This window comes from Klebsiella sp. P1954, from assembly GCF_018199955.1.
Classification (GTDB): Bacteria; Pseudomonadota; Gammaproteobacteria; order Enterobacterales; family Enterobacteriaceae; genus Klebsiella; species Klebsiella pneumoniae.
This window is the reverse complement of sequence record NZ_CP073373.1, coordinates 1,656,979-1,682,898: the sequence shown is the minus strand read 5'-3', so window position 1 is coordinate 1,682,898 and position 25,920 is coordinate 1,656,979. Positions and strand designations below refer to the sequence as shown.

Here is a 25,920-nt window from a genome sequence, read left to right as displayed (position 1 = left end):
GAAGCCTATGTTTGGTGGAAAAGGCGGCCTGGGTAACCTGATGAAGCAGGCCCAGCAGATGCAAGAAAAAATGCAGAAGATGCAGGAAGAGATCGCTCAGCTGGAAGTAACCGGCGAATCCGGCGCGGGTCTGGTGAAAGTGACCATTAACGGCGCGCACAACTGCCGCCGTGTGGAGATCGACCCAAGCCTGCTGGAAGACGACAAAGAGATGCTCGAAGACCTGGTGGCTGCCGCGTTCAACGACGCCGCGCGCCGTATCGAAGAGACCCAGAAAGAGAAGATGGCTTCCGTTTCTGCCGGTATGCAACTGCCGCCAGGCTTCAAGATGCCGTTCTGATGCAAACCAGCCCGCTGTTAACTCAGCTTATGGAAGCGCTGCGCTGTCTGCCGGGCGTCGGCCCGAAGTCAGCGCAGCGCATGGCGTTTACCCTGCTGCAGCGCGATCGCAGCGGCGGGATGCGCCTGGCGCAGGCGCTGACGCGTGCGATGTCGGAGATCGGCCACTGCGCCGATTGCCGCACCTTCACCGAGCAGGAGGTGTGCAATATCTGCAGCAACCCGCGTCGCCAGGAAAACGGCCAGATCTGCGTGGTAGAGAGTCCGGCGGACATCTATGCCATTGAGCAGACCGGGCAGTATTCCGGCCGCTACTTCGTGCTGATGGGGCACCTGTCGCCGCTCGACGGCATCGGGCCTGATGACATCGGGCTCGATCGCCTGGAGCAACGGCTGGAGGCGGAGTCGATCACCGAGGTGATCCTCGCCACCAACCCGACCGTTGAGGGCGAGGCGACGGCCAACTACATCGCGGAGCTGTGCGCGCAGTATGGCGTCGACGCCAGCCGAATCGCCCACGGCGTGCCGGTGGGCGGCGAGCTGGAGATGGTCGACGGCACCACGCTGTCCCACTCCCTGGCCGGTCGCCACAAGATTACTTTCTGAACAAATGGAGGCGGCCTTCGCCGCCTCCGCTTGAAAAATTTCCCCTCTGTCCCCATCTCCCACTCAACGGTTTTTTACCCATTTAAAATGGCATTGTTGAGGTTGAATCAGATGAAAGGACAAGAAACTCGTGGTTTTCAGTCAGAAGTAAAACAGCTTCTGCACCTGATGATCCATTCCCTCTATTCCAACAAAGAAATCTTTCTGCGTGAGCTGATTTCCAACGCCTCTGATGCGGCCGATAAGCTGCGTTTCCGCGCGCTGTCGCAGCCGGATTTGTATGAGGGAGACGGCGAGCTGCGCGTGCGGGTTTCGTTTGATAAAGACAACCGCACCCTGACCATCGCCGATAACGGTATCGGTATGAACCGGGAAGAGGTTATCGACCATCTCGGCACCATCGCCAAATCCGGCACCAAAGCGTTCCTCGAATCGATGGGTTCCGACCAGGCGAAGGATAGCCAGCTGATCGGTCAGTTCGGCGTCGGCTTCTATTCGGCCTTCATCGTGGCGGACAAAGTGACCGTGCGTACCCGTGCGGCGGGCGACAAGCCGGAAAACGGCGTGTTCTGGGAATCCGCCGGCGAAGGCGAATATACCGTAGCTGATATCACCAAAGCCGATCGCGGCACCGAAATCACCCTGCATCTGCGCGAAGGCGAAGATGATTTCCTCAACGACTGGCGCGTGCGCTCTATCATCAGCAAGTATTCCGACCATATCGCGCTGCCGGTTGAGATTGAAAAACGGGAAGAGAAAGACGGCGAAACCGTGATTTCGTGGGAAAAAATCAACAAGGCGCAGGCCCTGTGGACCCGCAGCAAATCCGAAGTTAACGACGACGAATACAAAGAGTTTTATAAGCATATCGCTCACGACTACAGCGACCCGCTGACCTGGAGCCACAACCGCGTGGAAGGTAAGCAGGAGTACACCAGCCTGCTGTATATCCCGTCGCAGGCACCGTGGGATATGTGGAACCGCGATCATAAACACGGCCTGAAGCTGTACGTCCAGCGTGTGTTCATCATGGACGACGCCGAGCAGTTTATGCCGAACTACCTGCGCTTCGTGCGCGGCCTGATCGATTCCAACGATCTGCCGCTGAACGTCTCCCGTGAAATCCTGCAGGACAGCAGCGTGACCCGCAACCTGCGCACCGCGCTGACCAAACGCGCGCTGCAGATGCTGGATAAGCTGGCGAAAGACGACGCTGAAAAATACCAAACCTTCTGGAAACAGTTCGGCCTGGTGCTGAAAGAGGGCCCGGCGGAAGATCCGAGCAACCAGGAAGCGATCGCCAAACTGCTGCGTTTCGCAACCACCCATACCGACTCCTCCGCGCAGACCGTATCGCTGGAAGAGTATGTCTCACGCATGAAAGAAGGTCAGGAGAAGATCTACTACATCACAGCCGACAGCTATGCGGCGGCGAAGAGCAGCCCGCACCTCGAGTTGCTGCGTAAGAAAGGGATCGAAGTGCTGCTGCTCTCCGATCGCATCGACGAGTGGATGATGAGCTACCTGACCGAGTTCGACGGCAAAGCGTTCCAGTCTGTCGCTAAAGCCGACGAGTCGCTGGACAAGCTGGCGGATGAAGTAGACGAGTCCACCAAAGAAGCCGAAAAAGCGCTGGAGCCGTTCGTTGAGCGGGTGAAAAACCTGCTTGGCGACCGGGTGAAAGAAGTACGTCTGACCCATCGTCTGACCGACACCCCGGCGATTGTCACCACCGACGCCGACGAGATGAGCACTCAGATGGCGAAGCTGTTCGCGGCAGCGGGCCAGGCGGCGCCGGAAGTGAAATACATCTTCGAACTGAACCCGGCGCATCAGCTGGTGAAACGCGCGGCCGATACCCAGGACGACGCGCAGTTCGGCGAATGGGTGGAACTGTTGCTGGATCAGGCGCTGCTGGCCGAGCGCGGCACGCTGGAAGATCCGAACCAGTTTATCCGCCGTATGAACCAGCTGCTGGCTTCCTGACGCGAACCTGAACGAGTAGCCCGGCCGAGCGACGCGACGCCGGGAACGGGATAAATGCCCCGTCTGAGCGATGTGCTCAGGCGGGGCATTTCACATTGGATTGCATAAAATATCTCACCATTAACCGTTTCAGCCGCACCGCCTTCCTTGAGCCATCGCCGTTCTGGTGGTATGGTTTAGCGTTTTTGAAAAATTGAATCGACTTTTGAGGGGATTTTCGTAATGCGTATTATTCTGCTTGGCGCTCCGGGCGCGGGTAAAGGAACTCAGGCTCAGTTCATCATGGAGAAATACGGTATTCCGCAAATCTCCACCGGCGATATGCTGCGCGCGGCGGTAAAATCCGGCTCTGAGCTCGGTAAGCAAGCGAAAGACATTATGGACGCTGGCAAGCTGGTGACCGATGAGCTGGTCATCGCGCTGGTGAAAGAGCGTATCGCCCAGGAAGATTGCCGTAACGGCTTCCTGCTGGACGGCTTCCCGCGGACCATTCCGCAGGCTGACGCCATGAAAGAGGCGGGCATTACCGTTGATTACGTGCTGGAATTCGACGTGCCGGACGAACTGATCGTCGACCGCATCGTTGGCCGTCGCGTCCACGCGGCATCCGGTCGCGTATACCACATCAAATTCAATCCGCCGAAGGTGGAAGGCAAAGACGACGTGACCGGCGAAGAGCTGACCACTCGTAAAGACGATCAGGAAGAGACCGTGCGTAAGCGTCTGGTAGAATACCATCAGATGACAGCGCCGCTGATCGGCTACTACACCAAAGAAGCGCAGGCGGGCAATACCAAATACGCCAAAGTCGACGGCACCAAAGCGGTAGCTGACGTGCGCGCCGAACTGGAAAAAATCCTCGGCTGATAAAGCCTTTTCTCATCCTGCTGCGGCAGGATGAGAACTCCTCTCATTTCTACCTTTTGCTATGATTGGTTCCGTTTAGCGCCATTTCAGCTACAATTGGCTGCGATTCAAATGGTTAAGAGGCGGTAATGCATCAGACGAAAACAGGTATCTTGCTGGCCAATTTAGGCACTCCCGATGCGCCCACCCCCGGGGCGGTGAAGCGCTATCTGCGACAATTCCTCAGCGACAAACGGGTGGTGGATACGTCTCGTCTGCTATGGTGGCCGCTGCTGCGCGGCGTCATACTGCCGATTCGCTCCCCGCGCGTGGCGAAGCTCTATCAGTCCGTGTGGATGGAAGAGGGATCGCCGCTGATGGTGTATAGTCGTCGCCAGCAGCAGGCGCTGGCTGCCAGGCTGCCGGATACCCCGGTGGCGCTGGGCATGAGCTATGGTTCACCGTCACTGGCCAGCGCGGTGGATGACTTACTGGCGCAGGGGGTGGAGCACATCGTGGTGCTGCCGCTGTATCCGCAATATTCCTGCTCGACGGTGGCCGCCGTCTGGGACGAACTGGCGCGGATTCTGGCGAAAAAGCGCGCCATTCCGGGTATCTCGTTTATTCGCGACTATGCCGAACATCCGGACTATATCCATGCGCTGGCGGCCAGCGTGCGCGCTTCCTTCGCTGTCCATGGGGAACCGGATCTGCTGCTGCTCTCCTATCATGGGATCCCGCAGCGCTATGCCAACCAGGGCGATGATTATCCTCAGCGCTGTCGCGATACGACGCGGGAACTGGTTTCCGCGCTGGGGCTGCCGCCGGAGCGGGTGATGATGACTTTCCAGTCGCGCTTTGGCCGGGAACCCTGGCTGACGCCGTACACCGATGAAACGCTAAAGATGCTCGGCGAGAAAGGGACGAAGCATATTCAGGTGCTGTGCCCGGGGTTTGCCGCCGACTGTCTCGAAACGCTGGAAGAAATCGCCGTCCAGAACCGGGAAATATTCCTCGAAGCAGGCGGCAAGCAATATGAATATATTCCGGCGCTTAATGCGGACGCAGCGCATATTGAGATGATGGTCAATCTGACGGCGCCTTATCGCTGATCGCGCGCAGGGCGGGGAATATGCTACTATTTCCCGCTTGTTCCCTGTTATTTAAGCGCCACTATGAAATTTCCCGGTAAACGCAAATCTAAACACTATTTTCCCGTTAACGCCCGCGATCCGCTGCTGCAGCAAATTCAGCCGGAGAATGAATCCAGCGTCTCCTGGGTGGTCGGTATCGACCAGACGCTGGTGGATATCGAAGCGAAAGTGGATGAGGCGTTTATCGTGCGCTACGGCCTGAGCGCGGGCCATTCGCTGGTGATTGAAGATGACGTCGCCGAGGCGCTGTACCAGGAGCTGGTGCGCAACAATCTCATTACCCATCAGTTTGCCGGCGGCACCATCGGCAATACCATGCACAACTACTCGGTGCTGGCGGACGATCGCTCGGTGCTGCTTGGCGTGATGTGCAGCAATATCGAAATCGGCGGCTACGCCTATCGTTACCTGTGCAATACCTCCAGCCGCACCGATCTGAACTATCTGCAGGGCGTCGACGGCGCCATTGGCCGCTGCTTTACCCTGATCGGTGACAGCGGCGAGCGCACCTTCGCCATCAGCCCGGGCCACATGAACAAGCTGCGTCCGGAAAGCATTCCGGAAGCGGTGATCGCCGGCGCCTCGGCGCTGGTGCTGACCTCTTACCTGGTCCGCTGCAAGCCGGGCGAGCCGATGCCGGACGCCACGATGAAGGCTATTGAGTATGCCAAAAAGCACGATGTACCGGTGGTGTTAACCCTCGGAACCAAATACGTGATTGCCGATAACCCGGCGTGGTGGCAGGAGTTCCTGCAGGAGCATGTCTCTATTCTGGCAATGAACGAAGAGGAAGGGGAAGCGCTGACCGGCTTTGCCGATCCGCTGTCAGCGGCGAATAAGGCGCTGGACTGGGTCGACCTGGTGCTGTGCACCGCCGGCCCGGCGGGCCTGTATATGGCGGGCTTCACTGAAGAAGAGGCGAAGCGTAAAACCCAGCATCCGCTGCTGCCGGGAGCGATCCCGGAGTTTAACCAGTTTGAATTCAGCCGCGCGATGCGTCACCAGGATTGCGTTAATCCGCTGCGCATATATTCCCATATCGCTCCCTATATGGGCGGCCCCGAGAAGATCATGAACACCAACGGCGCAGGCGACGGCGCGCTGGCGGCGCTGCTGCATGACATCACCGCCAATAACTACCACCGCAATAACGTACCCAACTCCAGCAAGCACAAATGCAAATGGCTGACCTACTCCTCGCTGGCGCAGGTGTGTAAATATGCCAACCGCGTGAGCTATCAGGTGCTGAACCAGCACTCGCCGCGTTTAACCCGCGGCCTGCCGGAACGTGAGGACAGCCTGGAAGAGGCGTACTGGGATCGGTAAGCGCGGCCCTCTCCCGGCGGGGAGAGGGCAGTACATCAGCCGGTGACCACTTCGCCGGCCGGTGGCGTTTCCAGAAGCCGCAGCATGGCGCGGGCAATTTCCCGTTCGCCCATCACCACCTGATTGGCTCCGCGATCGATAATGTAGTCCACTTCGTCATCATAATGGGCGCGGGCGATAATCTCGATATTCGGACATTTTTCCCGTGCGGAAGCGACAATCTCTCCGGCCTCGTAGCCGTTAGGGATTGTCAGCAGCAGCCAGCGGGCGCAATCGAGATGCGCCAGCTCCATGATCTCTTCATTGGCGGCATTGCCGAGCACCGCGCTGATCCCGCGCTCGCGTAGCTCATCCACGCGGGTGCGCGAGGTTTCAACCACCACCAGCGGGATCCCCTGGGCCATCAGCTTCTCGCCCAGCAGGCTGCCGACGCGGCCGAAGCCGACCAACAGCGCGTGGTTGCAGATATCGACCGGCACCTGCTTCTCGTCTTCCAGGACCTCTTCCAGCGTCTGCTCGTCGAGGGTTTCGGTTTTATCGAGATATTTTTCCAGCAGGGTAAACAGCACCGGGTTGAGCATAATTGAGATGATCGCCCCGGCCAGCACCAGATTTTGTCCGGCCTGCGGCAGCAGGTTAAGCGCCATTCCCAGGCCGGCGAGAATAAAGGCAAACTCGCCAATCTGCGCCAGGCTGGCGGCGATGGTCAGCGCGGTGCGCGGCGAGTGACCAAACATCCGCACAAGGAAAAAGGCGGCTGCGGATTTACCAAAGATAATAATCGCCAGCGTCGCCAGCACCGCCAGCGGCTGTTGGACCAGCACCATCGGGTCAAACAGCATGCCGACGGAGACGAAGAACAGCACCGCGAAGGCGTCGCGCAGCGGCAGGGTGTCATGGGCGGCGCGGTGGCTGAGCTCGGATTCGTTAAGCACCATGCCGGCAAAGAAGGCGCCGAGGGCAAAAGAGACATCAAACAGCTCCACGGCGCCGAAGGCGATGCCCAGCGCCAGGGCCAGCACCGACAGAGTGAACAGCTCGCGTGAGCCGGTGGCGGCGCTGCGCGACATGATCCACGGCACCAGCCGGCGGCCGACCAGCATCATAATGGCGATAAAGGCCACCACTTTGCCAATGGTGATCCCGAGGTCGAGGGCCAGGGACGCGAAGCCGACGTTGCCTTTCTCCGCCATACCGGCAATCGCCGGCAGCAGGACCAGCGTCAGGACCATCACCAGGTCTTCCACAATCAGCCAGCCGATGGCGATTTGCCCGCGCTGGCTGTCAATCAGTTGTCGTTCCTCTAGCGCGCGCAGCAGCACTACGGTACTGGCGGTGGAGAGGCACAGGCCAAAGACGATGCCGGTCATCAGCGACCAGCCGAGGGCGGCGGAGAGCGCCATACCCAGCAGCGTCGCCACGGCTATCTGGGCGATAGCCCCGGGGATGGCGATCGATTTTACCGCCATCAGGTCTTTAAGTGAGAAATGCAGCCCGACGCCGAACATCAGCAGAATGACGCCAAGTTCCGCCAGTTCCGGAGCCAGTTTGGTGTCAGCAACAAAGCCAGGGGTGAAAGGTCCGGCCAGCACGCCCGCTAAGAGATATCCCACCAGAGGAGAAATACGTAGCTTATTGGCAATCATGCCGAGAATAAAGGCGAGCACGAGGCCGCCGACAATGGTGGTGATAAGCGGTGTTGCGTGGTGCATTCCGTCTCCTTTCCAGTGGTGTATCGGTCCATTTTGCTACCCTGTCCGGGTAATAGTTTATGACAAAAACGTTCACTTTGTTTATGAATAATTCTTGAGTTGTGCAAAAAAATGCAATTAGCCGATGAAAAGGCACAGAAGGGAAAATGGCGCGGGGAAATCGTGGAACAGGCTGATGACACAAGGGTTAACGGCGGCCAAGGTTGCACTTTGGCCGCCAAATAATCAGGCTTTTTGCCGGTTATCAGGAAGGAATATCGTCAGGAATCCCAGCAGCGGCAGGAAGGCGCAGATTTTATAAACCAGATCAATGCTGGTATGGTCCGCCAGCAGGCCTAACACCGCGGCGCCAAGGCCGCCCATGCCAAAGGCGAAGCCGAAAAACAGGCCAGAAACCATGCCGATGCGTCCCGGCAGCAGTTCCTGCGCATAGACCAGAATAGCGGAAAAGGCCGAGGCGAGGATAAAACCAATGATCACCGTTAAAATCCCCGTCCATTCAAGGCTGGCGTAGGGTAAAACAAGGGTGAAAGGCGCTACGCCGAGGATAGAACCCCAAATCACATATTTACGCCCAATTTTATCGCCAACAGGCCCGCCAATCACCGTCCCGGCAGCCACTGCGAACAGGAAGGCAAACAGATGAAGCTGGGCGTTTTGCACCGTTAAGCCGAATTTATGCATCAGATAAAAGGTGTAATAGCTACTAATGCTCGCCATATAGAAATATTTCGAGAAAATCAGCATCAGCAGAATGCCTACCGCCAGAATGACCTTCTTGCGCGGCAGCGGATTAACGATGGCCGGTTTCGGTTTGCCCTTATTCATTCGATGCTGCGCGGCATACCAGCGGCTGATTTGCGACAGCACGACAATAGCCAACAGAGCGGCAAGCACAAACCAGGCGACGTTGCCTTTGCCGTACGGGGCGATGATCACCGCCGCCAGCAATGGGCCAAGCGAGCTGCCGAAGTTGCCGCCCACCTGGAACAGCGACTGGGCCAGGCCGTGACGGCCGCCGGAGGCCATCCGCGCTACGCGGGACGATTCCGGATGGAAAACCGAGGAGCCGGTACCTACCAGCGCGGCGGCCAGCAGCACCATGCCGAAGCTACCGGCCAGCGCGAGGAGAATCAAACCGCAGAGGGTGAAGCACATGCCCACCGGCAGCGACCACGGCATCGAGCGTTTATCGGTGATGTAGCCAATCACCGGCTGGAATAGCGATGAGGTGAGCTGGAAGGTCAGGGTGATCATGCCGATCTGCACGAAGGTAAGGGAGAACTCCGCCTGCAGCAGCGGGTAGATAGCGAGAATAAGCGACTGGATCATATCGTTAAGCAAATGGGACAGGCTGATCGCGCCTAAGATGCCAAACGAGGTGCGTGCTTTTTGCGGCGGCGCAGCGGGGCCGGACAAGGGTTGAGCGGTCTGATTGATTGCCATAGGTTCACGTCACTTTTTTATATAGCTTTCGTCTTTTGTCAGCCATGGCGACTGCCCTGATTTTCCCGGCTACTGCATGGGAAATATGACGAACGGGCTGACGCAATGCCATACAACGCGAAGGCGTATAGAGGATGCAGGTAGAATTATTATCCGACTAACATACCTGCTGATAAGGTTTGAAGGAAGTCGCAATTCTGAAAACATATTTGTCAACGCGACTAACTCGCTATACTTTCGGCACTTGGGATTAAGTCAGGGAGTGAAGCATGCATTATTTCAAACACAGCGTAGCGCTGGCGTTATTCGCCGCCTTATCGCTGGGCAGCCTGTCGGCACAGGCCTATGAGCAGGATAAAACCTATAAAATTACCATCCTGCACACCAACGATCACCACGGCCATTTCTGGCGCAATGACTACGGCGAATATGGCCTGGCGGCGCAGAAAACGCTGGTCGATGGCATCCGGAAAGAGGTGGCGGCGGAAGGGGGAAGCGTCCTGCTGTTATCCGGCGGCGATATTAATACCGGCGTACCGGAGTCTGATTTACAGGATGCAGAGCCCGATTTTCGCGGCATGAATCTGATCGGCTACGACGCGATGGCGGTGGGAAACCATGAATTCGATAATCCGCTGAGCGTGCTGCGCCAGCAGGAAAAGTGGGCTAAGTTCCCGTTCCTGTCGGCCAATATTTATCAGAAAAGCACCGGCGAACGGCTGTTCAAACCCTGGGCGTTGTTTAAGCGCGGTGGGCTGAAAATCGCGGTGATTGGCTTAACCACCGACGATACGGCCAAGATTGGCAATCCGGAATATTTCACCGATATTGAATTCCGCAAACCGGCGGAAGAGGCGAAGCTGGTTATCCAGGAGCTGCAGCAGAATGAAAAGCCGGACGTGATCCTGGCCACCACCCATATGGGCCATTACGACAATGGCAACCACGGCTCTAACGCGCCGGGCGATGTTGAAATGGCGCGGAGTTTACCTGCGGGATCGCTGGCGATGATCGTCGGCGGTCACTCGCAGGATCCGGTATGCATGGCGTCGGAAAATAAAAAGCAGGTCGATTATGTGCCTGGCACCCCGTGCGCTCCGGATCGTCAGAACGGCATCTGGATCGTCCAGGCGCATGAGTGGGGCAAATACGTCGGCCGCGCCGATTTTGAGTTCCGCAACGGCGAGATGAAGCTGGTGCACTATCAGCTGATCCCGGTCAACCTCAAGAAAAAAGTGACTTACGATAACGGCCAAAGCGAGCGGGTGCTGTATACGCCGCAGATCGCCGAGAATCCGCAGATGATGTCGCTGCTGACGCCGTTCCAGAACAAAGGCAAGGCGCAGCTGCAGGTCAAAATCGGCAGCGTGAATGGTCATCTGGAGGGCGACCGCAGTAAAGTGCGCTTTGTGCAGACCAATATGGGCCACCTGCTGCTGGCGGCGCAAATGGCGCGCAGCAACGCGGATTTCGCGGTGATGAGCGGCGGCGGGATCCGCGACTCCATTGAGGCGGGGGATATCACCTACAAAGATGTGATGAAGGTCCAGCCGTTCGGCAATGTGCTGACCTATGTCGATATGAACGGCAAAGAGGTAGTGGATTACCTGACCGCCGTCGCGCAGATGAAGCCGGATTCCGGCGCTTATCCGCAGTTTGCCAACGTCAGTTTCGTGGCCAAAGACGGTAAGCTGAACGATCTGAAAATCAAAGGCGAACCGGTGGATCCGGCGAAGACCTATCGGATGGCGACGCTGAGCTTTAACGCCACCGGCGGCGATGGCTATCCGAACATCGCCGATAAACCCGGGTATGTGAATACCGGCTTTATCGATGCCGAAGTGCTGAAAGAGTATATCGAGAAGAACTCGCCGCTGGATGCCGCCGCCTATGAGCCGAAAGGCGAGGTGAGCTGGCAGTAAGCCTGGGCTTCAGGTTGGCTATTTCCCCGGTGGCGCTACGCTTACCGGGGCTACAAGTTGGGTATCCCGGATAAGGCGCGTGCGCCGCTATCCGGGATCGTTTTATCAATCGCGGCGGGCGATATCGGCGAACTTCGCATCGAGAAGCTGCGCCAGATCGCTGGCCGCCAGCTCAATATCCAGCCCGCGTTTGCCGCCGGAAATATAGATGGTGGCAAATTCCTGCGCCGGGGCGTCAATCACCGTCGGCAGGCGCTTCTTCTGCCCCAGCGGACTGATGCCGCCCACCAGATAGCCGGTGATACGCTGCGCCACCATCGGGTCGGCCATGTCGACTTTCTTAGCGCCCAGCGCTTTCGCCACTTTCTTCAAATCCAGCTGCCCGGCGACCGGAGTGACGGCCACCGCCAGATGCTTCATATCGCCGTTCACGGCGACCAGCAAGGTCTTGTAAACCTGGTCGGCATTGAGGCCTAGCTTGCGCACCACTTCATCTCCGAAGTTGGTCTCATTGGGATCGTGATCGTAACTGTGGATCTGAAAGGAAATTTTGTTTTTTTCGAGTAATTTAACGGCGGGAGTCATAGCTATCCTTCTTACCAACCGGTTTTGCGTGACGTCAGAATACGCCCGCAGGTTGTCTAAAAAATAGTACCATCTTGCGCAATAGTGTTGGCAGTGATGGTCACTTTGAGCGACAATCAGACGATCCGGGATGCAAATCCCGGGATAATAATAATGATGAAATTCCTCTTTGACGGGCCAATAGCAATATTGGCCATTTTTTTTATGTCAGCATATCCGGCAGATTCCCTTCGCCATACAGGTGCAGCGCGCCGACGGCAACCACGTAGCGCCCCGGCGGCAAGGCCAGCAGCGTCTCGCGCCAGGCGAGGTTGCGCTGGTGCATCAGCACATCATATAAAGACTGGCTAAAGGTCGTCGGCAGCGATACCGCGCCGCGCGACGGCGGTTGCTCCAGCCACCAGCCGATCATGACCTGCAGTAAACGGGCGTTGGTGCGCCAGTGGGTTAGCGTATCCTCCAGCAGCGCCATCCCCCCGTCGGGCAGATCGCGCAGCAGCGCGATTTGGCTGTCGGCGCCTTCCAGCTCCATCACCGCTATGTTGCTCTCGCGGGCGGCCATCAGCAACTGATAATCGATGCCGTAATCCGGTCGCAGCCCCAGCTTCTGCGCCTGGGTGGCCTGCAGGACCATCGCCACCTGCCACAGCGGCTGGCTGTCGAACAGCCCGACCGACAGGCCCAGCTCGCCGGCTCGCGCCTCTAGCTCGCTCAGCTGCGCATCGCTCAGGCGTTCCGCCAGCGGTGGGTAAGTGGGGAGATTGCTAAACGGGGTTTCATTGCCGCTGATATCGGCCTCGACGATTAACGCATCGGCCTGGCGTATTTTTTTCAGAAGCTTTGCCGGCGGCGGCGCCATGTCGCGGGTGCCCATATGGATACTGCCGACGAGGTGCAAATAGCGTTCGCCGGGCAGGACGATATCCATCGCAGGCCAGGAATAAGACGAGCCGACGGCGGCTCGCCACAGCATTTTTATCCGGTTTAACAGGCCCATACGCGCTCCGAAGTGTGAGGACTTCATGCTAGCGCATATGGTGATACACGTCACCCTTCCGGCGGGCTTTTCTTGTCCCGGCAAAAAAACGGGCGCCGAACAACGTCGGCGCCCGTTTCATCTGACAGCGTTTACTCTTTTGGTTTAAAGCGCAGCAGGCGGTTGGCGTTACTCACCACGGTGATCGACGACAGCGCCATCGCCGCGCCGGCGACCACCGGGTTGAGCAGGGTGCCGGTCAGCGGCCAGAGGATCCCGGCGGCAATCGGGATACCCAGCGAGTTGTAGACAAACGCGCCCAGCAGGTTCTGCTTCATATTGCGTAACGTTGCTTTCGAAATCGCCAGCGCATCGGCCACGCCGTGAAGACTATGGCGCATCAGGGTGATCGCCGCGGTTTCAATAGCGACATCGCTGCCGCCGCCCATGGCGATCCCGACATCCGCCTGGGCCAGCGCCGGGGCGTCGTTAATCCCATCGCCAACCATCGCCACTTTGTGCCCCTGGCTCTGCAGACGCTTAATGGCATCGGCTTTACCGTCCGGCAGCACGCCGGCGATCACTTCATCAATGCCGGCTTCTTTGGCGATAGCCTTCGCGGTGGTGGGGTTATCCCCGGTAAGCATCACCAGCCGGTAGCCCTGCCGATGCAAACGCGCCAGGGCGTCGACGCTGTCTTCGCGCAGCGGGTCGCGGATGGCGAACAGCGCGGCGGCCTGACCATCCACCGCCAGCAGCACCGGCGTGGCGCCGCGTGAGGCCTGGGCTGTCATCTCGCTTTCCACCTCGGCGGTATTGATATGCTGCTCGTTGAGCAGCGCCTGGTTACCGAGCAGCAGACGATGACCTTCCGCCTCGCCGCTGACGCCAAGGCCGCGCAGGGTGCGGAAGCCGCTGACTTCCGGCAATGGGCCGTCGGCAGCTTTATCAAGGATCGCTCGCGCCAGCGGATGGCTTGAGCCCTGCTCCAGCGCGGCGGCAAGACGCAGCGCGGTATGCTCATCAACGCCAGCGAAAGTTTTCACCGCCACCACTTGCGGCTTGCCTTCGGTCAGGGTGCCGGTTTTATCGAACACCAGGGTGTCGAGTTCACTGGCGCGCTGCAGCGCATCGGCATCGCGGACCAGCACGCCATACTCCGCCGCCCGGCCAACGCCGGAGATAATCGACATCGGCGTCGCCAGGCCTAAGGCGCACGGACAGGCGATAATCAGTACCGTGGTGGCAATGACCAGGGTATAGACGATCTGCGGCGCCGGGCCGAAGAAGTACCAGATCGCAGCGCTGATCAGCGCAATGACGACCACCGCCGGAACAAATACGGCGGAGATTTTATCCGCCAGCTGGCCGATCTCCGGTTTGCTGCTCTGCGCCTGGCGCACCATGCGGATAATTCTTGCCAGCGTGGTCTGGCTGCCGACGGCGCTGGCGGTAAACAGCACGCTGCCATCCTGCACCACGGTCCCGGCGTGAATGGCGTCGCCATCGCCTTTTTGCTGCGGCACCGGTTCGCCGGTGAGCATCGCTTCATCAAACCAGGCTTCGCCCTGGCTTATCATGCCGTCGACCGGGACGCGGTCGCCGGTAGTCAGGCGCAGGGTCATGCCGGCCTGAACTTCCGCGAGCGGCAGATCTTTCTCGCCCTCGGGCGTGACGACCCGCGCCGAAGGCGGCGTCAGGTCGAGCAGTTTTTCCAGCGCTTTCGAGGAGCGCTGACGCGCTCGGGCCTCCAGCATATGGCCGAGGTTAATCAGGCCGATAATCATCGCGCTGGCTTCGTAATAGAGATGGCGGGCTTCCATCGGGAACCACTGCGGCCACAGGTTGACGCTCATCGAGTACAGCCAGGCGACGCCGGTGCCGAGCGCCACCAGCGTATCCATGGTGGCGGTGCCGTTTTTCAGGCTTTTCCACGCGCTGCGGTAGAAGTGGCCGCCGGCGAAGACCATGACGGCGAGGGTGACAAGGCCGATAACCAGCCACAGCGAACGGTTGTCGTCACTGACCATCATGTTATCGCCGATCATGCCCCAGACCATCACCGGCACGCCGACCAGCAGGGCGACAATCGCCTGCCAGCGAAAACGTTTCATCGTCGCGAGGGCGGTTTCCTGCTGGCGTTCGCGGCGTTGCAGATCGTCTTCGATCGCCTCCGCGCCATAGCCGGCTTTCTCCACCGCCTGCACTAATTCAGCGGCGGACGCACTGCCCATCACCAGCGCCGTGCGTTCCGCCAGGTTTACCCGCGCCTGTGAGACGCCCGGCACCGCGGCAAGCGCGTTTTGTACCCGGGAGACGCAGCTGGCGCAGCTCATGCCGTTGATCAGCAGCTGTTGACTGTCATCTTCGTCATGGGCTGCCGGAAGCTCAGGAGTGGCCGCTGTCAGTGCTTCCGACGGGATTGATGATTCTGCCAGCGGTTTAGCCTTTGGGTGGCTGAGCTCCGCGCCGTATCCGGCTTGTTTAACGGTATCAATCAGCGCTTGCGCGCTGGCGCTGCCCGTCACATGGGCTTCAGTGAGGGTGACTTCCGCTTGCTCAACGTCAGGACGCTGCTCCAGACTCTCTTTCACGCGTTTGACGCAGTGGCCGCAGGAGAGGCCATCCAGCGTCAGGTCAATAGTGTTAGACATAAATAACTCCTGAATAATTTTCCGGTCAACGATTGACCAGACCCACTCTTTCATCGAGTATTAAGAAGGTTAAACCTTCCAGCAAGGGGAAGGTCAAGGAGAAAAAATGAATATCAGCGATGTGGCGAAAAAAACCGGCTTAACCAGCAAAGCGATTCGTTTTTATGAAGAGAAGGGGCTGGTAACGCCGCCGTTGCGGAGCGAAAACGGCTACCGCACCTATAGTCAGCAGCATCTCGATGAGCTGACGCTGCTGCGCCAGGCGCGCCAGGTGGGGTTTAACCTGGAAGAGTGCCGCGAGCTGGTGGCCCTGTTCAACGACCCGTCGCGGCACAGCGCCGATGTGAAAAAACGCACGCTGGAGAAAGTGGCGGATATCGAGAACCATATCCGCGAGCTGCAAAATATGCGCGCGCACCTGCTGGCGCTGGCCGAATCCTGCCCCGGCGACGACAGCGCGGAGTGCCCGATTATCGATAATCTTTCCGGCTGCTGCCATCGCAAGGCGCAGGCTTAACGGACGGCGGGTCTGATTCGTAGCGTAATCCCTTCTACGGCAATCACTTCAACCTTGCTGCCCGCCGCGAAGTCTTCATCGGCAATCACCGGCCAGGAGCTATCGCCCACGCGGACGTGGCCGCGGCCGTTCACCAGCGGGGCATCCAGCGTCAGGCGGCGGCCCACCAGTTGCTGCCCGCGCTGGTTGAGCTGGGCATCGGCCGGGCGCTGCGTTTTGACGCGCTTGCGCAGCCATTTCGACCACAGCCACGCCGCCAGCAGGGTGAGAACGGCAAACAGCGTGCCTTGCCATTCCCAGCTCAGCGGCAGGAGCCAGGTCAGGGCGCCGGTCACCACGCCGGCGACGCCGCTCCACAGCAGGTATCCGCTGCCGCCCAGCATCTCGGCCGCCAGCAGCAGCCCGCCGAGGCTTAGCCAGAACAGATGGGGGTGTGCGAGGATCATGCCGATCATGATTTTTTCCGATCGCCAGCGCCTTCTTTGATCAGCTCGCTGATCCCGGCGATCGATCCCATCAGGCTGCTGGCATCCAGCGGCATCAATACCACTTTGCTGTTGTTAGCGGCGCCAATCTGCTGCAGCGCATCGGTGTATTTCTGCGCCACGAAGTAGTTGATCGCCTGAATATCGCCCGAGGCGATCGCCGAGGAGACCATTTGGGTGGCGCGGGCTTCCGCTTCGGCGGACCGTTCGCGAGCCTCCGCCTGCAGGAACGCGGACTGCCGTTCGCCCTCGGCCTTGAGGATCTGCGACTGCTTTTCCCCTTCCGCTTTCAGAATTTCCGCCTGTCGCACCCCTTCGGCCTCAAGGATGTACGCGCGTTTGGTACGTTCGGCTTTCATCTGGGCGTTCATCGAGGCGATAAGCTCCGCCGGCGGGCGAACGTCGCGAATTTCGACGCGGGTGATTTTCACCCCCCACGGGTTGGTGGCGTCGTCAACGATATGCAGCAGGCGGGTGTTAATGCTGTCGCGCTGGGAGAGCATTTCGTCCAGCTCCATTGAGCCGAGCACGGTACGGATGTTGGTCATCGTCAGGTTGACGATCGCCTGCTCAAGATTGCTGACCTCGTAGGCGGCCTTTGGCGCGTCGATCACCTGAATAAAGCAGACCGCGTCTATGGTGACGTTGGCGTTATCCCGGGAGATAACCTCCTGCGAGGGGATATCGAGCACCTGCTCCATCATGTTCACTTTGCGGCCGATACGGTCCATAAACGGCACGACTAAGCTTAATCCCGGCTGCAGCGTCTGGGTAAAACGCCCGAAGCGCTCCACCGTCCACTGGTAGCCCTGCGGGACAATTTTCACCGCCGCGGCCACAATAACCAGCGCGACGAAAATAAGGATAGGAATAAAAATTAGCATCAAAAACCTCCTGTCTTGTTGCCTGGCGGGGCGCTACAAGGAAATAGCGCATGTTTAAACTGAGTATATCTTTCTCCTCATCCTGGAGAAAGGAAAGTGCGGTAAACTAGCGGTGTTTCAGAAAATAATCAGGAAGACTCATGAAGGAAAATAACGCGCTTTTGCGTCTCGACGGTGTGGGGTTTAAGACCGACGACGCCGTTATTTTACACAATATCAATTTTCAGCTTCGCGCCGGAGAATTCAAGTTGATTACCGGCCCTTCCGGCTGCGGGAAAAGTACCTTGCTGAAGATTATCGCCTCGCTGCTCAGCCCAACCTCCGGGCGCCTGTTCTTCGACGATGCGGATGTCGCGACGCTGTCGCCGGAAAGGTATCGCCAACAGGTCTCTTACTGCGCGCAGACGCCGGCCCTGTTCGGTGATTCGGTTTACGATAATCTGATTTTTCCGTGGCAGATCCGCAATAAACAACCGGATCCGCAGGCGCTGCTGGCCGACCTGCAGCGCTTTGGCCTTGACGAAAATATGCTGGAAAAATCCATTAACGAACTGTCCGGAGGGGAAAAGCAGCGCGTATCGCTGATCCGCAATCTACAATTTCTGCCGCGCGTGCTGCTGCTGGACGAAATTACCAGCGCGCTGGATGAAAGTAATAAACAGAATGTGAATGAAATTATTCATGGCTACGTAACGGAAAAACAGGTCGCTGTTCTGTGGGTCACCCACGATCGCAATGAAATTTCGCATGCCGATGAAGTGATTACGCTGCAACCTGCCGGCGGAAATATGCAGGAGGTACAGCATGAACGGGCATAACATTACGAACGAATCGCTGGCGCTGTCGATGGTGCTGGTGCTGATCGCTATTCTGGTCAGCTATCGGGAAAAGCTGGCGCTGGAAAAAGATATTATCTGGAGTATTTGCCGGGCGATCGTGCAGCTGATAATCGTCGGCTATGTGCTGAAATATATCTTTAACGTCAATCATGCGGTTCTGACGCTGTTGATGGTGCTGTTTATCTGCTTTAACGCGGCATGGAATGCGAAGAAGCGCAGTAAATATATCGACAAAGCTTTTATCTCGTCGTTTATCGCCATCACTACTGGCGCTGGACTAACGCTGGCGGTACTGGTGTTTTCTGGCTCGATCGCCTTCGTGCCGATGCAGGTGATCCCGATTGCCGGGATGGTGGCCGGGAACGCCATGGTGGCGGTGGGGCTGTGCTACAACAATATGGGCCAGCGCTTCAGCAGCGAGCAGCAGCAGATTCAGGAGAAACTGAGCCTCGGCGCGACGCCGAAGATGGCCTCAGCGCGGCTGATTCGCGAGAGCATTCGCGCGTCATTGATTCCCACCGTCGATTCGGCGAAAACGGTCGGTCTGGTGAGCTTGCCTGGGATGATGTCGGGGCTGATTTTTGCCGGTATTGACCCGGTGAAGGCGATTAAGTACCAGATCATGGTGACCTTTATGCTGCTGTCAACCGCCAGCCTGTCGACGATTATCGCCGGCTATCTGACCTACCGGAAGTTCTTCAACGCCCGCCATCAGCTGGTGGTGACGCAGTTGAAAAAGCGCCCGTGAACGATCCCGGGTTGCGGCGTTCACGCCTTACCCGGGCTACTTAGGCTACGTTCCGCATAGTTCGCGTAGCCCGGATAAGCGCAGCGCTATCCGGGGAAGGCAACGGATTAGTACAGCAGTGAATAGAGCTGACGACGATATTTGGCGGCCAGCGCATCGCCGGTACCGAGGGCGGCGAGGATCTCCTGCAGCATCTTGCGCGCCTGGCCATCGCCGGCGCCTAAATCTTTCTGCAGATGGCTGAACAGCAGGGCCAGCGCTTCTTCATTACGCCCGACCTGATGCAGCTGCAGCGCCAGCTGGGAGGCCAACTGCGCATCCTCCGGATTCTGTTCCACCTGCTGCTGCAGCTGCTGGATTTCCGGGGTGTCGGCGGCCTGTTTGAGCAGCTCAATCTGCGCCACCAGACCCTGATAGTGGGTATCCTGATCCTGCAGAGGAATGGTTTTCAGCACGCTTTCCGCTTCATCGGAACGGTGCAGAGCAATCAGCGTTTCCGCCAGCAGCAGGCCAATCTGGCTTTCCTGATTCGACAGCTGCCAGGCTTCCTTCAGCAGCGGCAGGGCATCGGCGTATTTTTCTTCCTGCATCAGGGCCAGCGCCTGCTGAGCTTTCAGCTCCTCTTCACGGGGCAGGACTTTATCCAGCAGGGCGCGGATCGCTTCTTCCGGCTGCGGGCCTTCAAAACCATCCACCGGCTGGCCGTTCTGGAACAGATAAACCGTAGGGATGGCGCGCAGACCAAACTGTGAAGCGAGCATCTGCTCGGCGTCGCAATCGACCTTCGCCAGCGTGAACTGGCCGTTGTATTGGGCTGCCAGGCGCTCGAGCACCGGGGTCAGCTGTTCGCAGTGCTGACTGCGGGCAGACCAGAAATAAAACAGCACCGGAACGTTCATGGACTGCTGTAGCGTCTGCTGCAGGTTCGCTTCGCTAATGTTGACAATATTCTGTTCGGACATGGGCATTTCTCGTTAGTCGATTTCTGTTTTACATGGGGGCGGCATTCCGCGCTTCAACTCAGCCGTGGATAATTTTGTCCATCGCGCGGGCAGGCAGCAGGCGCTTAAGCAGCGCCACCGCGTGGGTGACCAGGGTGACCGGATAGCGCAGCTTTGGTTTATCGCTGGTAAAAGCATGGCGCACTTTTTCCACCACCGCCTCCGGCCCGAGGGTAAAGCGGGCGGCGATGCCCGGATTTTCTACGGGCTTATCGCTTTGCGTCTGGTTGACGTTATCGGTAAAGCGGGTGCGGATCGGGCCCGGTTCAATCAGGCTGACCTGAATACCGCTGTGACGCAGCTCCATGCGCAGCGCGTCGGACCATGCCTCGAGGGCATATTTACTGGCGGCATAGGCTCCGCGGCCGGGACTGGCGATAAGCCCCATCACCGAGGAGGTCATCACGATGCGCCCTTCGCCGTGCGGCGTCATCGCCGGCAGCAGCAGCATGGTGAGCTGATGCGCGCCGAAAAAGTTAGCGGAAAATTGCTGTTCCATCTGCTGGCGGCTGATGGTGTTCAGCGGGCCATAGACGCCATACCCGGCGTTATTGAACAGGCCGTAGAGACGATTATCGGTCAGCGCAATCACCTCCGCTGCCGCGCGCTCCACGCTCTGCGGGTCATCCAGATCGAGCAAAATACCGGTTAGCCCCAGCTCCTGCATCCGCGCGACATCCTCTGCTTTGCGGCAGGCCGCCAGCACGCGAAAGCCCTGGCGGGTTAAATCCAGCGCGCTTTCCAGACCAATTCCGCTGGAACAGCCTGTCACTAAAACCGTTTTTTGCATAACTTTACCTGTCAGCGACCCCTGGCGTTCAGGAGTCATGATTAACTAAGGGAGCCAGCCGCTTCGCCATCCAGTCGGCGATAAACGGCTGCGCGTCGCGATTTGGGTGAATGCCGTCGTCCTGCATCCATTGCGGCTTGAGATAGACCTCCTCCATAAAAAAGGGCAGGAGAGGAATAGCGAATTCTTTGGCCAGGGCCGGGTAAATCGCGCCGAAGGCTTCATTATAGCGGCGGCCATAGTTCGCCGGCAGGTGAATTTGCATCAGCAGCGGCTCGGCGTTGGCCGCTTTGATATCTTTAATAATGGTGCGCAGCGTCTGCTCGGTCTGCTGCGGCGGAAAACCGCGCAGTCCGTCATTGCCGCCGAGCTCAACCAGCACCCAGCGCGGCTGGTGCTGCTTAAGCAGCGCTGGTAGGCGAGCCAACCCCTGCTGCGAGGTATCGCCGCTGATGCTGGCGTTCACCACCGGCGTTTTCGCCTGCCACTGCTCATTGAGCAGCGCCGGCCAGGCGGCGTTGGCCGCCATCCGATAGCCAGCGCTCAGGCTGTCGCCGAGGATCAGCAGCGTGTCCGCCGCCATCGCGCGGCAGGTAAACAGGAACAACAACAGGAAAGGCACATGCCAGCGGAAAACATACTTGAAGTTCATCATCTTAAGAAGTCCGTCGGTCAGGGGGAGCATCAGCTCTCCATCCTTACCGGAGTTGAGCTGGTTGTCAAACCGCGGCAGACCATCGCCCTGATCGGCGAGTCGGGTTCCGGTAAATCGACCCTGCTGGCGATCCTCGCCGGCCTCGACGATGGCAGCAGCGGGGAAGTATCGATGCTGGGCAAACCGCTGCACCGGATGGATGAAGAGGCGCGGGCGGCGCTGCGGGCGCAGCACGTTGGTTTTGTTTTTCAGTCGTTTATGCTGATCCCGACGCTCAACGCCCTAGAGAACGTCGAGCTGCCGGCGCTGTTGCGCGGCGCCAGCGATAGCCAGAGCCGGGGCGATGCCCGCGCGCTGCTTGAGCAGCTGGGACTTGGCAAACGCCTGCACCACCTGCCGGCGCAGCTCTCCGGCGGCGAACAGCAGCGGGTGGCGCTGGCCCGGGCCTTTAACGGGCGCCCGGCCATTCTGTTCGCCGATGAGCCCACCGGCAACCTCGATCGCCAGACCGGGGACAAAATTGCCGATCTGCTGTTCTCGCTTAATCGCGAACACGGCACCACCCTGATCCTCGTCACTCACGATCCGCTGCTGGCGGCGCGCTGCGATCGCCGTCTGCGCCTGGTGGATGGCCAGCTGCGGGAGGAAGCATGATCGCCCGCTGGTTCTGGCGCGAATGGCGCTCGCCGTCGCTGCTGATCGTCTGGCTGGCGTTAAGCCTCGCCGTGGCCTGCGTGCTGGCCCTGGGGTCGATAAGCGATCGGATGGAGAAAGGCCTTAGCCAGCAAAGCCGTGAGTTTATGGCCGGCGACCGTACGCTGCGCAGTTCGCGCGAGGTGCCCGCCGAGTGGATCGCACAGGCGCGGAAGTCAGGGCTGACCGTCGGCGAGCAGCTGAGCTTTGCCACCATGACGTTCGCCGGGGATACGCCGCAGCTGGCGGACGTTAAGGCGGTGGACGACCGCTATCCGCTGTATGGCACCCTCGAGACGCAGCCGCCGGGGCTGAAGCCGCAGGCGGGGAGCGTGCTGCTGGCGCCAAGGCTGATGGCGCTCCTGAACCTGAAAACCGGCGATACGATTGACGTTGGCGATGCCACGCTGCGCATTGCCGGGGAGGTGATTCAGGAGCCGGATGCGGGGTTTAACCCCTTCCAGATGGCGCCGCGGCTGATGATGAATATGGCCGACGTGGCAAAAACCGGGGCCGTGCAGCCCGGCAGTCGCGTCGCATGGCGCTATAAGTTCGCCGGCGACGCTGAACAGCTGGCCAATTATGAGCAGTGGCTGCTGCCGAAGCTCGGCCCGGAGCATCGCTGGATTGGCCTTGACCAGGACGACAGCGCGCTGGGCAAATCCCTCGAACGCTCGCAGCAATTCCTGTTGTTATCCGCGCTGTTGACGCTGCTGCTGGCCGTCGCCGCAGTGGCGGTAGCGATGAGCCACTACTGCCGCAGCCGCTATGATCTGGTCGCCATACTCAAGACGCTGGGCGCCGGAAGGTCGCAGCTGCGCAAGCTTATCGTCGGCCAATGGCTGCTGCTGTTGACGCTGTCGGTGATAACCGGCGGGGTGGCGGGCCTGGCGCTGGAGCGTCTGCTGCTGCTGGTTCTCAAACCGGTGCTGCCCGCCGCGTTACCCGCTGCCAGCGGTTGGCCGTGGCTGTGGGCTATCGGGGCGACAGGCGTCATTTCCCTGCTGGTGGGCCTGCGACCCTATCGACTGCTGCTGGCGACCCTGCCGCTGCGAGTGCTGCGTCAGGATGTGGTGGCTAACGTCTGGCCGTTGAAAATCTGGGTCCCGGCGGTTAGCGTCGTGGTGGTGGGCCTGTTGGCCTGGCTGCTGGGCGGCAGCCCGCTGCTGTGGTCGGTGCTGGCCGGGGCGGTGGTGCTGGCGCTGCTGTGCGGCCTGGTGGGCTGGGGATTGCTGTGGCTGCTCAAACGCCTGACGCTCAAAGCCTTGCCGCTGCGTCTGGCGGTGAACCGCCTGCTGCGCCAGCCGTGGTCGACCCTCAGCCAGCTGGCGGCGTTTTCCCTGTCGTTTATGCTGTTGGCGCTCCTGTTGGTGCTGCGCGGCGATCTGCTTGACCGCTGGCAGCAGCAGTTGCCCCCGCAGAGCCCGAACTACTTTCTGATCAATATCGCCCCTGAGCAGATAGTGCCGGTGAAGACCTTCCTCGCCGAACACCAGACGCGGGCGGCGGAATTCTATCCGATCGTCCGGGCCCGTCTGACGCAGATCAACGGTCAATCCACGGACGGGAACAAAGACGAAGCGCTGAATCGCGAGCTTAATCTCACCTGGAGCGAACAGCGTCCGGATCATAATCCGCTGGTGGCCGGCAGCTGGCCGCCGAAGCCGGGCGAGGTATCGATTGAGGAGGGGCTGGCGCAGCGGCTGGGGATAAAGATCGGCGATACAGTGACCTTTACCGGCGATACCCAGGAGTTCAGCGCGAAGGTCAGCAGCGTGCGCAAAGTAGACTGGGAGAGCCTGCGGCCAAACTTCTTCTTTATTTTCCCCGCCGGGGCGCTGGACGGGCAGCCGCAGAGCTGGCTCACCAGCTTCCGCTGGGATAACGGTCCCGCGATGTTGACCCAGCTGAACCGCGAGTTTCCCACCGTCAGTCTGCTGGATATCGGCGCCATCCTGCGTCAGGTCGGCCAGGTGCTCTCCCAGGTCAGCCGGGCGCTGGAGGTGATGGTAGGCCTGGTGACGGCCTGCGGCGTGCTGCTGTTGCTGGCGCAGGTGCAGGTCGGTATGCGTCAACGCCATCAGGAGCTGGTGGTCTGGCGCACGCTGGGGGCAGGAAAATCGCTGCTGCGCGCTACGCTGTGGGCGGAGTTTGCCCTGCTGGGGCTGGTTTCCGGCCTGGTGGCGGCGATAGGCGCGGAAGTGGCGCTGGCGATGCTGCAGACGAAAGTCTTTGATTTTCCCTGGGCGCCGGACTGGCGCCTGTGGGTGTTGCTGCCGCTGACGGGAGCGGTGTTGTTATCCCTGTGCGGCGGCGGGCTGGGGCTGCGTCTGTTAAAAGGAAAAGCGCTATTCCGCCAGTTTAGCCAGTAAGAATATTGCATTTTGATGATGCGCCGCCGTTTTTGGCGGCGCTTTTATTTTAAACGCACAAATTGATAAATCATTGATTTTTAAGAGCACAAAACATTAAAAACCCAACAACACGCTATGCTGATTCGCGGTTAATATTCAACTGGAAAATATAAGGTGGCTTATTAATCAAGGAAAAACTATGGCACACACAATAAAAGCGCTGGCGATCTCGATCGGCGCAGCATTAGCGTTAACGTCATTGCCTTCCCACGCGGAGATTACGCTGCTGAAACAAGATCCGCAGGCGGGCGATCCGTTAAGCCGGCTTAACTTTACCGTCGGCGGCAGTATCCGGCCGCAGTTCAACATGATGACCGGCGATGGCGACAAAGGCTCCTATAAGCGTAACGGTTTTGACGGCGGCACCCGCTTCCGCTTCGCGGCGGATTACTACCTGTTCGATGATATTAGCTGGATCAGCTACTATGAGCTGGGCGTGAACATTCCGGCGCTGTTTGACTGGGATAACCACTACGCGGAAGGCGCGAACAATACCACCCGCCGCATGCTGTATACCGGCCTGAAAAGCGATACCTGGGGTACGTTAACCTACGGGCAGCAGAACAGCATTTACTATGATGTGGTGGGGGTGAAAACCGATATCTGGGACTACGATATGATCGGTCAGGCCCCGGGGAACGGTATTAATGGCGATTACGATGGCTCCTATCGTTCACGTAATATGCTGAAATATAAGAAAACTGTAGGTGATGTCGATCTTTACGGCTCTTATCTGTTCGAAGACAGCGAATACCTGCCGGGTAACGGCCTGCGCTACAAGCGTAAAGGCGGTGGTTCTGTTGGCGCGGACTACCACATCATGAAGGATCTGACCTGGGGTACCGCGTGGAACTACACCCGCGCCGAAATGCGCGACCCGTCAAGCGCCGACAGCAAAACCTATGACCAGAATATCGTCGGTACCGCGCTGAGCTGGACCCCGGATAACTGGACCTTCTCCCTCGGCGGCGGCTGGTATCAGAACTTCCTCACCACCAAGAAAACCGATGTGCATAATTACTTTGCCGGTGACGCCTGGGGGATTGAATATTTTGCGGGCTATAAATTCCCGATCAATCAATACGCTGTTAAATCTATTCAGCCGTACTTTATGGGCGACCGTCTGGAATATGTGAACGGCCGCAACTACCAGCGTATCGATAACGGTCTGGGGATTAGCTTCCAGCTGGATTACGGTTTCCGCGTTGACTACGAACACGTGTTTACCTCCAGCACCGACAACCTTGGCGATATGAACCTGGTCCGTCTGCGCTACGACTTCTAAGCGGTCACAACTCCCCGGTCGCGCGCGCTTACCGTGGCTACAAATCGCGCCGACCGG

24 protein-coding genes are annotated in these 25,920 nt (G+C 58.9%); 13 read left to right on the top strand and 11 right to left on the bottom strand.

Annotated features, from left to right (window positions below; translation table 11 throughout):
• Nucleotides 1-7 precede the first annotated feature (7 nt).
• The 6 genes from KB890_RS08185 (at nt 8) to KB890_RS08160 (ending at nt 6,257) form a co-directional block, all read left to right on the top strand.
• Nucleotides 8-340, top strand: coding sequence for a YbaB/EbfC family nucleoid-associated protein (locus tag KB890_RS08185; RefSeq protein ID WP_002892173.1), 333 nt, complete (start codon nt 8-10; stop codon nt 338-340).
• Nucleotides 340-945 carry a recombination mediator RecR gene (recR, locus tag KB890_RS08180; RefSeq protein WP_002892177.1) on the top strand — a complete coding sequence of 202 codons (606 nt, stop codon included), beginning with the start codon at nt 340-342 and terminating at the stop codon, nt 943-945. The genes KB890_RS08185 and recR overlap by 1 nt, the downstream gene beginning before the upstream one ends.
• A gap of 111 nt (nt 946-1,056) precedes the next feature.
• Nucleotides 1,057-2,931, top strand: coding sequence for a molecular chaperone HtpG (gene htpG, locus KB890_RS08175; RefSeq protein ID WP_004177228.1), 1,875 nt, complete (start codon nt 1,057-1,059; stop codon nt 2,929-2,931).
• Between the two features lie 222 nt (nt 2,932-3,153).
• Nucleotides 3,154-3,798: an adenylate kinase gene (gene adk / locus KB890_RS08170; RefSeq protein WP_002892184.1), complete on the top strand. Its 645-nt coding sequence runs from the start codon at nt 3,154-3,156 to the stop codon at nt 3,796-3,798.
• Between the two features lie 128 nt (nt 3,799-3,926).
• Nucleotides 3,927-4,889, top strand: a complete 963-nt coding sequence (gene hemH, locus KB890_RS08165; protein ID WP_002892189.1) for a ferrochelatase — start codon at nt 3,927-3,929, stop codon at nt 4,887-4,889.
• A gap of 63 nt (nt 4,890-4,952) precedes the next feature.
• Nucleotides 4,953-6,257 (top strand): inosine/guanosine kinase, encoded by a 1,305-nt coding sequence (locus KB890_RS08160; RefSeq protein WP_002892192.1) that lies wholly within the window; start codon nt 4,953-4,955, stop codon nt 6,255-6,257.
• 35 nt (nt 6,258-6,292) lie between these two features.
• On the opposite strand, the gene ybaL is transcribed toward KB890_RS08160, so the two are convergent.
• Nucleotides 6,293-7,969: a YbaL family putative K(+) efflux transporter gene (gene ybaL / locus KB890_RS08155; RefSeq protein WP_002892195.1), complete on the bottom strand. Its 1,677-nt coding sequence runs from the start codon at nt 7,967-7,969 to the stop codon at nt 6,293-6,295.
• Nucleotides 7,970-8,194: 225 nt separating this feature from the next.
• Nucleotides 8,195-9,415 carry an MFS transporter gene (locus tag KB890_RS08150; protein ID WP_004147385.1) on the bottom strand — a complete coding sequence of 407 codons (1,221 nt, stop codon included), beginning with the start codon at nt 9,413-9,415 and terminating at the stop codon, nt 8,195-8,197.
• A gap of 269 nt (nt 9,416-9,684) precedes the next feature.
• On the opposite strand from KB890_RS08150, the gene ushA reads away from it, so the two are divergent.
• Complete coding sequence (gene ushA, locus KB890_RS08145) at nt 9,685-11,337, top strand: bifunctional UDP-sugar hydrolase/5'-nucleotidase UshA (RefSeq protein ID WP_020325189.1); 1,653 nt, start codon at nt 9,685-9,687, stop codon at nt 11,335-11,337.
• Between the two features lie 105 nt (nt 11,338-11,442).
• Here the strand turns inward: ushA and ybaK are convergent, their stop codons facing one another.
• The 3 genes from ybaK to copA form a co-directional block, all read right to left on the bottom strand.
• Complete coding sequence (gene ybaK / locus KB890_RS08140) at nt 11,443-11,922, bottom strand: Cys-tRNA(Pro)/Cys-tRNA(Cys) deacylase YbaK (RefSeq protein WP_002892205.1); 480 nt, start codon at nt 11,920-11,922, stop codon at nt 11,443-11,445.
• Nucleotides 11,923-12,124: 202 nt separating this feature from the next.
• Complete coding sequence (locus KB890_RS08135; protein ID WP_004151327.1) at nt 12,125-12,919, bottom strand: TraB/GumN family protein; 795 nt, start codon at nt 12,917-12,919, stop codon at nt 12,125-12,127.
• A gap of 131 nt (nt 12,920-13,050) precedes the next feature.
• Nucleotides 13,051-15,552, bottom strand: a complete 2,502-nt coding sequence (gene copA / locus KB890_RS08130) for a copper-exporting P-type ATPase CopA (protein WP_004178775.1) — start codon at nt 15,550-15,552, stop codon at nt 13,051-13,053.
• Nucleotides 15,553-15,658: 106 nt separating this feature from the next.
• On the opposite strand from copA, the gene cueR reads away from it, so the two are divergent.
• Nucleotides 15,659-16,069 carry a Cu(I)-responsive transcriptional regulator gene (gene cueR / locus KB890_RS08125; protein ID WP_002892208.1) on the top strand — a complete coding sequence of 137 codons (411 nt, stop codon included), beginning with the start codon at nt 15,659-15,661 and terminating at the stop codon, nt 16,067-16,069.
• Here cueR and KB890_RS08120 read toward each other — a convergent pair.
• Together KB890_RS08120 and KB890_RS08115 are read right to left on the bottom strand one after the other, a co-directional pair.
• Nucleotides 16,066-16,524, bottom strand: coding sequence for an NfeD family protein (locus tag KB890_RS08120; protein ID WP_004142979.1), 459 nt, complete (start codon nt 16,522-16,524; stop codon nt 16,066-16,068). The two genes, cueR and KB890_RS08120, sit on opposite strands and share 4 nt — an antisense overlap.
• Nucleotides 16,521-17,438, bottom strand: a complete 918-nt coding sequence (locus tag KB890_RS08115) for an SPFH domain-containing protein (protein WP_002892258.1) — start codon at nt 17,436-17,438, stop codon at nt 16,521-16,523. Before KB890_RS08115 ends, KB890_RS08120 begins: the two co-directional genes overlap by 4 nt.
• A 140-nt stretch (nt 17,439-17,578) precedes the next feature.
• On the opposite strand from KB890_RS08115, the gene fetA reads away from it, so the two are divergent.
• Both fetA and fetB read left to right on the top strand, forming a co-directional pair.
• Nucleotides 17,579-18,256, top strand: coding sequence for an iron efflux ABC transporter ATP-binding subunit FetA (gene fetA / locus KB890_RS08110; RefSeq protein ID WP_020324712.1), 678 nt, complete (start codon nt 17,579-17,581; stop codon nt 18,254-18,256).
• The gene (gene fetB, locus KB890_RS08105) at nt 18,243-19,025 is read left to right on the top strand and encodes an iron efflux ABC transporter permease subunit FetB (protein WP_004177223.1); all 783 of its coding nucleotides are present in this window, start codon (nt 18,243-18,245) and stop codon (nt 19,023-19,025) included. The genes fetA and fetB overlap by 14 nt, the downstream gene beginning before the upstream one ends.
• Nucleotides 19,026-19,132: 107 nt before the next feature.
• Here fetB and KB890_RS08100 read toward each other — a convergent pair whose 3' ends face one another.
• The 3 genes from KB890_RS08100 to tesA are packed head-to-tail and all read right to left on the bottom strand — an operon-like array spanning nt 19,133 to nt 21,468.
• Nucleotides 19,133-19,987, bottom strand: coding sequence for a co-chaperone YbbN (locus KB890_RS08100; protein ID WP_002892263.1), 855 nt, complete (start codon nt 19,985-19,987; stop codon nt 19,133-19,135).
• Between the two features lie 58 nt (nt 19,988-20,045).
• Complete coding sequence (locus KB890_RS08095) at nt 20,046-20,855, bottom strand: SDR family oxidoreductase (RefSeq protein WP_009484702.1); 810 nt, start codon at nt 20,853-20,855, stop codon at nt 20,046-20,048.
• Nucleotides 20,845-21,468: a multifunctional acyl-CoA thioesterase I/protease I/lysophospholipase L1 gene (gene tesA, locus KB890_RS08090; protein ID WP_004196998.1), complete on the bottom strand. Its 624-nt coding sequence runs from the start codon at nt 21,466-21,468 to the stop codon at nt 20,845-20,847. The genes KB890_RS08095 and tesA overlap by 11 nt, the downstream gene beginning before the upstream one ends.
• Here tesA and ybbA point away from each other — a divergent pair.
• Nucleotides 21,439-22,125, top strand: coding sequence for a putative ABC transporter ATP-binding protein YbbA (ybbA, locus tag KB890_RS08085; RefSeq protein WP_004146399.1), 687 nt, complete (start codon nt 21,439-21,441; stop codon nt 22,123-22,125). The two genes, tesA and ybbA, sit on opposite strands and share 30 nt — an antisense overlap.
• Nucleotides 22,122-24,536, top strand: a complete 2,415-nt coding sequence (gene ybbP / locus KB890_RS08080) for a putative ABC transporter permease subunit YbbP (RefSeq protein ID WP_012737525.1) — start codon at nt 22,122-22,124, stop codon at nt 24,534-24,536. Before ybbA ends, ybbP begins: the two co-directional genes overlap by 4 nt.
• Here the strand turns inward: ybbP and KB890_RS08075 are convergent.
• Complete coding sequence (locus KB890_RS08075; protein ID WP_004219504.1) at nt 24,513-24,626, bottom strand: hypothetical protein; 114 nt, start codon at nt 24,624-24,626, stop codon at nt 24,513-24,515. The genes ybbP and KB890_RS08075 overlap by 24 nt on opposite strands.
• 91 nt (nt 24,627-24,717) lie before the next feature.
• Here KB890_RS08075 and KB890_RS08070 point away from each other — a divergent pair, with 91 nt between their 5' ends.
• Complete coding sequence (locus tag KB890_RS08070) at nt 24,718-25,863, top strand: porin (RefSeq protein ID WP_019705338.1); 1,146 nt, start codon at nt 24,718-24,720, stop codon at nt 25,861-25,863.
• Nucleotides 25,864-25,920 lie beyond the last annotated feature (57 nt).